Genomic DNA, 5,813 nt, shown 5'->3' with positions numbered 1-5,813 from the left:
CTCCCTTCATGCGCCCAATAATGATCTCCGTTCAAGCATCATGAAAATCAACCGTGCCTTTCCGATTGAGAAGCTTTTTGCGGCCATTGAATATTATATCGAGACCACTAACCGACGGGTGACCTTTGAGTACATCATGCTCAATGAAGTCAATGACGGGGTAGAGCAGGCTAAGGAACTGGCTGAGCTGCTCAAGAACATTAAGAAGCTGTCTTATGTCAATCTCATTCCTTACAACCCCGTTAGCGAGCACGACCAATACAGTCGCAGTCCCAAAGAGCGCGTGATGGCCTTCTACGATACCCTCAAGAAAAACGGAGTCAACTGTGTGGTGCGTCAGGAGCACGGTACAGATATTGATGCAGCCTGTGGTCAGTTGCGCTCCAATACGATGAAGCGTGACCGTGAGAAAACTCTTGTTGAAAATGTTCAGCCTTAAAAATTATCTGACTTCAGACGGCGAGTTGACAGCTCAGGGACGGAGATTACTGCTAAGAGGATGCGGGTTCTATTTCTTGATGCTCTGCCTCATGTGCTTCCTGCCACAAACGCCAGAGCCAGGAATGGAGACGCCGGGTATCCAGTACTTTGGCCGAGTAGTACTCTTGGTTCCTTTTAACTCCTTTGTCAATCTCGGAGAGATTACTTCTTGGTTGCAGTTGGTCAAGGTCTTTGTCCAAAATCTAGCCAATATCTTTCTGCTGTCGCCATTGATTTTTCAGCTCCTATGGCTATTTCCTCAGTTGCGGAGCACAAAGAGAATTGTTTGGCTCAGTTTTGCTATGAGTCTGTCCATTGAAATGACTCAGATCTTGCTGGATCTTCTCATCAAAGCCAACCGAGTCTTTGAGATTGATGATCTCTGGACCAACACTTTAGGTGGCTATCTAGCTTGGCGGACTTTTCAACTCTGTCAGAAGTTTTTGAAAAATCGTCAAGACGACGCTTTCAACTTAAATTAGGGAGACGAAGGTTCGGATTTAGGGAGAGTTTTTGCAAAAATTTATTCTTTTTTCGTTTTTCTCTTGACAAAAGATTTTCGAAGCTTTATAATTTTAGACAATCATCAGAAAAGTAATAATTTTTTTCTACTTTCAGGGAGCCTGTGGTTGGTGGAAACAGGTAGTGGAAGATTATGAAGTGGGCTGATGCAAAAAAATGAATTTGAAACAATAAAAATTCGGTGAGCACACCTTACAGTGCAACTTGTTGTTAGACAAGACAGAGATATGGAGGTAGTCTATACTTTTCTCCATAATTGAGGTGGCACCGCGATTTTACGCCCTCACACAGAGTTTTTTCTGTGTGTGGGCTTTTGTTTTGTTTGAAAATAAAGAAATGAGGAAATTAAGATGACAGAAACTAAAGGATATTTTGGACAATTCGGCGGCTCTTTTGTACCGGAGCCGATCCAAGCCTTGCTGGATGAATTAGAAGCGACTTTTGAGAAGTATAAGGATGACCCAGAATTTTTAAATGAATACCGACATTATTTGGCGGATTATTCAGGCCGGGAGACTCCGCTCTACTTTGCCGAAAGCCTGACTCAGCACCTGGGCGGAGCTAAGATTTATCTGAAGCGGGAAGATCTCAATCATCTGGGCTCCCATAAGCTCAATAATGTTTTGGGGCAGATTCTTTTAGCTAAGCGCATGGGTAAGACCCGGGTAATCGCTGAAACTGGAGCTGGTCAGCATGGTGTGGCAACTGCGGCAGCCGCAGCGAAGTTTGGTATGAAGTGCGATGTTTACATGGGTGCAGAGGATGTAGAACGCCAGCGCCTTAATGTTTTCCGCATGGAAATGATGGGTGCGACTGTTCACGCTGTGGAAACAGGAACCAAAACACTCAAGGATGCAGTGGATGCAGCTTTTGGGGCTTGGATGAGTGATTTAGAAGCCTTCTATGTTTTGGGTTCGGCTGTCGGTCCTCACCCATATCCGACCATTGTCCATGAGTTCCAAAAGGTGATTAGTGAAGAATCTCGCCGGCAGATTTTGGACAAGGAAGGCCGGTTGCCGGACTATGTTATTGCCTGCGTAGGTGGTGGTTCCAATGCTATCGGTGCCTTCTCCCAGTATGTGGCGGATGAAGAAGTCAAGTTGGTTGGTGTTGAAGCGGCTGGACGCGGCCTAGATACCGACCAACATGCAGCAACTATGAGCAAGGGAAGTGTCGGAGTAGTGGACGGTATGAAGACTTACGCTGTCTTTGCTGAAGATGGGCAGGTGGCACCAGTTTACTCCATTTCGGCCGGCTTGGACTATCCTGGAGTTGGTCCCGAACATGCTTTCTTTAAAGATTCTGGTCGAGTAGAATACGTAGCTGCGACAGATGATGAAGCTGTGGATGCCTTGCTTCTCTTGACACAGAAGGAAGGAATATTGCCAGCAATCGAAAGTTCTCACGCCATTGCTGAAGCTATCAAGCGAGCTCCGCAACTGTCATCTGATCAAATCATCATTATCAATGTATCTGGTCGAGGAGACAAGGATGTGGCAGCCATTGCCGACTATCTAGAAAAACGAAAATAATATACCTAGCAGAAGAGTAGTAACGTCCATCCTTTCAGAGAGTCTGTGGTTGCTGGGCAGACCAAATCTATGGTCAATATAGGAGATATGCAGTGATTTTACTAATTGATAATTATGATTCTTTTACCTATAATTTAGCTCAGTATATCAGCCATTTCGCGGAAGTCAGGGTTTTGCGAAATGATGATGCTGGCCTTTATCAAGTGGCAGAAGAGGCAGATGCTTTGGTTCTGTCCCCGGGTCCAGGCTGGCCCGCAGATGCAGGACGGATGGAGGAGCTTATCCGTGATTTTGCTGGTAAGAAACCGATTTTAGGTATTTGTCTGGGGCATCAGGCGATTGCAGAAGTATTTGGTGGAAAGCTAGGATTGGCTCCAAAGGTCATGCACGGCAAGCAAAGTATTCTGCACTTTGAAGCAAGTTCTCCTCTCTATCAGGGGATTGAAGATGGTCAGCCGGTCATGCGTTACCATTCAATATTGATTGAGGAGATGCCAGAGAACTTTGAAGTGACAGCGCGGGCAATTGATGATAATTCGATTATGGCTATCCAGCACAAGAGCCTGCCCATTTATGGATTTCAGTATCATCCTGAAAGTATTGGTACGCCGGATGGTCTGTCGTCTATCAAGAATTTCATTGACTTAGTAAAATAGCCATAACTTATAGCAAATAATCATCCCCACACCGATTAAAAGACAGGGTACAAAAGCTAACTTGTCTTTTTTCTTTTTAAAGCAGAAGCAGGCGAGGCCAGAGAAAGAGGCAATTTGGATGAGGATGAGAATTTCTGTCAGGTTGAAAATAGCTGCGCAGGAAGCGAGAAATAGAAAGTCGCCAGCTCCAATACGAAGATTATAAAAGAAGGCTAGAAATCCTAGGGTTAAAAAGAAGAGCATGAGCAGATTGATACCCGCTGTCGCCATCAGCAAGAACTGAAAAATCAGCCAGATTAGGAGAGGGTATTCTTGCTCGCGCTGATCGTAGATGGCTAAGGTCAAGCCCATAGTGAGCAGTAAGAGCTGGGCTAGCGAAAGATACCCTAAACTCCAGCTTAGAAAAAGCAAGCCCAGCACTAACTCAAAAACAGCATACCAGACAGGAAGACGAATCTTGCAGAAACGGCAATGGAAGCCATTAAGAAGCTGAGAAAGGATTGGGACCAAATCCTGTGCTTTGAGTATCTGCTTGCAGTTGTCACAGTGGCTGCTTGGAGAGATGATGGATTGGTCAGGGAAGCGGTCAATGACTAAGCCTAGAAAGGAGGCTAGAACCGTTCCAACTAGAAAAAAGTATAGATGAATCATACTTGTTTATTCGTGATTTTGAGCAGAAAAATTTTGAAATTTTACAACTTTTCTAATAAAGTAAAATTTTGAGTTTTAAGACTTGACTTTCTTATTTAGAAGCATTATAATTAAAACATAATCAAAAAAGATTAGAATGATTACAAATAAAAAGAGAGGTATCATTATGATTCAAGTAAAATATGGCGCTGCAGCAGATGTAGCAACTTTCACTAACCAAAATTCTTTACCAAAAACGAAAGCAGTTCTCAATCAAGTAGTAGCAGACCTTTATACAGCTCGTATTGCTCTTCACCAAGTTCACTGGTATATGCGTGGCGCAGGCTTCATGGTATGGCATCCAAAAATGGACGAATATATGGACACGGTAGACGTGACCTTGGATGAAGTCAGCGAACGCTTGATTACTCTGGGTGGCAAGCCTTATTCAACTCTGACAGAGTTTATCCAACACAGCAAGATCGAAGAAAAAGCGGGCGAATTCAGCAAGAATGTAGAAGAAAGCTTGGCGCGCGTGATTGAAATCTTCCGTTATCTGACAGATCTTTACCAAGAAGCGATGGATGTGACAGATGAAGAAGGCGATGATGTGACCAATGATATCTTCGTTGGTGCCAAGGCAGATCTTGAAAAGACCATCTGGATGTTGACAGCTGAAATCGGTCAAGCACCAGGTTTATAAAATGAAATTCAAAAAGAGGCAAAAAATTTGCCTTTTTTGTTTTTCTTAAGGATTATTTAAGCTTACTCCCTTATACTAATAGTATCAGATGAAGACCTCCTAACTTTGTTTGATAGAACTCCTAAACTTTTCTTTTTCATAATAATCTCCCGAAAAGGCAGCCTCCGAGGCTGTCTTTTCTGTTTTTGCCATCTTGAAAACTTTAGCAAAATTTGATAAAATATAGCTCATGAAAACACTCTACGATGTGCAGCAATTTCTTAAAAATTTCGGAATCATTATTTATATGGGCAAGCGTCTTTATGATATTGAGATGATGAAAATTGAGTTGGAGCGGATTTACGATGCTGGCCTGATGGATAAGCTTGATTATCTGGAGGCTGAGGCCGTCCTGCGTAGAGAGCATCAAACAGAGTTGAAATATTTAGAAAATAAAGGGAGAAACTAGAATGGGAATTTGGATTTTATGGGCAATTTTGCTGGGGATGTTGGCTTGGATGGGTTTCAATTATTTCCGTATTCGCCGTGCAGCTAAGATAGTAGATAATAGTGAGTTTGAAGGCTTGATTCGTCAGGGACAGTTGATTGACTTGCGTGATCCATCGGATTTTCACCGCAAGCATATCTTGGGCGCGCGCAACATCCCATCTCAACAGCTCAAGTCCAGTATTAATGCACTTCGCAAAGACAAACCAGTTCTTATTTATGAGAATAGCCGAGGACAGCTGGTGACCAATGCAGCTATCTATTTGAAAAAGCAAGGTTTTGATGACATTTATATCCTATCTTACGGCCTTGATTCTTGGAATGGCAAGGTAAAGTCAAGCTGATAGAGTATAAAGGGTTATTATCGTATACATAAAACTTAAGTTTTATATCAAAATGAACTAATATTAATTTTAAGGAGTATTTATAAGATGCAAGAAAAGAAAAAATCCTCTCTTGTTTTAGGTATCTTGTCCATTGTTTTGGGCTTGTTGATTCCATTAGTCGGCCTTATTTTAGGTATTATTGGTCTAGGTTTGGTCAATTCACACCAAAAAGAGACTCAATTGGATTATAAAACAGAAAAAATTCTGAATATCATCGGCATTGTGATTTCTATCGTCAACTGGATTGCAGGAATTATTTTGACCGTGAATGGATTAATGTAATGAATGATAAGAGTCTGAGACAAAATAGTTCTCAGTCACAAAAAAGCTAGAGATTCCCAATTATGGAACTCTAGCTTTTTAAATTTGAACCGTTCTCTTATTGTATTTTAGGAGGTTATTGGCCATAAGTACCAAT

General features: G+C 42.3%; 8 protein-coding genes, 1 pseudogene and 1 other annotated feature. Of the genes and pseudogenes, 8 read left to right on the top strand and 1 reads right to left on the bottom strand.

Going from position 1 to position 5,813, the window contains the following annotated elements:
* From STRDD04_RS11350 to STRDD04_RS02665, 4 genes and pseudogenes are all read left to right on the top strand, one after another.
* Positions 1-439 (top strand): annotated as a pseudogene (locus tag STRDD04_RS11350) (23S rRNA (adenine(2503)-C(2))-methyltransferase RlmN); the annotation flags it as partial.
* Positions 426-962: a VanZ family protein gene (locus STRDD04_RS02675; RefSeq protein WP_062199117.1), complete on the top strand. Its 537-nt coding sequence runs from the start codon at positions 426-428 to the stop codon at positions 960-962. The pseudogene STRDD04_RS11350 and the gene STRDD04_RS02675, both read left to right, overlap by 14 nt.
* 87 nt (positions 963-1,049) lie before the next feature.
* Positions 1,050-1,290: a binding site (T-box leader), on the top strand.
* Positions 1,291-1,352: 62 nt separating this feature from the next.
* Positions 1,353-2,534 (top strand): tryptophan synthase subunit beta, encoded by a 1,182-nt coding sequence (gene trpB / locus STRDD04_RS02670; protein ID WP_062199115.1) that lies wholly within the window; start codon positions 1,353-1,355, stop codon positions 2,532-2,534.
* 92 nt (positions 2,535-2,626) lie between these two features.
* Positions 2,627-3,190 (top strand): aminodeoxychorismate/anthranilate synthase component II, encoded by a 564-nt coding sequence (locus STRDD04_RS02665; protein ID WP_062199113.1) that lies wholly within the window; start codon positions 2,627-2,629, stop codon positions 3,188-3,190.
* Here STRDD04_RS02665 and STRDD04_RS02660 read toward each other — a convergent pair.
* Positions 3,179-3,841 carry a prepilin peptidase gene (locus tag STRDD04_RS02660; protein WP_062199111.1) on the bottom strand — a complete coding sequence of 221 codons (663 nt, stop codon included), beginning with the start codon at positions 3,839-3,841 and terminating at the stop codon, positions 3,179-3,181. The genes STRDD04_RS02665 and STRDD04_RS02660 overlap by 12 nt on opposite strands.
* 166 nt (positions 3,842-4,007) lie before the next feature.
* Between STRDD04_RS02660 and STRDD04_RS02655 the strand changes: the two genes are divergently transcribed.
* The 4 genes from STRDD04_RS02655 (at position 4,008) to STRDD04_RS02640 (ending at position 5,677) form a co-directional block, all read left to right on the top strand.
* Positions 4,008-4,523, top strand: a complete 516-nt coding sequence (locus STRDD04_RS02655) for a Dps family protein (protein ID WP_062199109.1) — start codon at positions 4,008-4,010, stop codon at positions 4,521-4,523.
* 229 nt (positions 4,524-4,752) lie between these two features.
* Positions 4,753-4,971 (top strand): YqgQ family protein, encoded by a 219-nt coding sequence (locus STRDD04_RS02650; protein ID WP_062199107.1) that lies wholly within the window; start codon positions 4,753-4,755, stop codon positions 4,969-4,971.
* A gap of 1 nt (position 4,972) precedes the next feature.
* A complete protein-coding gene (locus STRDD04_RS02645) occupies positions 4,973-5,353 on the top strand; it encodes a rhodanese-like domain-containing protein (RefSeq protein ID WP_062199104.1) in 381 nt (126 codons plus the stop codon).
* A gap of 87 nt (positions 5,354-5,440) precedes the next feature.
* The gene (locus STRDD04_RS02640) at positions 5,441-5,677 is read left to right on the top strand and encodes a hypothetical protein (RefSeq protein ID WP_062199103.1); all 237 of its coding nucleotides are present in this window, start codon (positions 5,441-5,443) and stop codon (positions 5,675-5,677) included.
* The last annotated feature ends 136 nt before the right edge of the window (positions 5,678-5,813 follow it).

The sequence above is a fragment of the Streptococcus sp. DD04 genome (assembly GCF_001578725.1).
GTDB classification, from domain to species: domain Bacteria; phylum Bacillota; class Bacilli; order Lactobacillales; family Streptococcaceae; genus Streptococcus; species Streptococcus sinensis.
Note: the sequence above shows the minus strand (reverse complement) of the source record. Positions and strands in the feature narration are given on the sequence as shown.

Coding starts and splice junctions, on each gene's coding strand:
- STRDD04_RS02675 (WP_062199117.1), top strand. CDS start 426: ATGTTCAGCCTTAAAAATTATCTGACTTCAGACGGCGAGTTGACAGCT.
- trpB (WP_062199115.1), top strand. CDS start 1,353: ATGACAGAAACTAAAGGATATTTTGGACAATTCGGCGGCTCTTTTGTA.
- STRDD04_RS02660 (WP_062199111.1), bottom strand. CDS start 3,841: ATGATTCATCTATACTTTTTTCTAGTTGGAACGGTTCTAGCCTCCTTT.
- STRDD04_RS02655 (WP_062199109.1), top strand. CDS start 4,008: ATGATTCAAGTAAAATATGGCGCTGCAGCAGATGTAGCAACTTTCACT.
- STRDD04_RS02650 (WP_062199107.1), top strand. CDS start 4,753: ATGAAAACACTCTACGATGTGCAGCAATTTCTTAAAAATTTCGGAATC.
- STRDD04_RS02645 (WP_062199104.1), top strand. CDS start 4,973: ATGGGAATTTGGATTTTATGGGCAATTTTGCTGGGGATGTTGGCTTGG.
- STRDD04_RS02640 (WP_062199103.1), top strand. CDS start 5,441: ATGCAAGAAAAGAAAAAATCCTCTCTTGTTTTAGGTATCTTGTCCATT.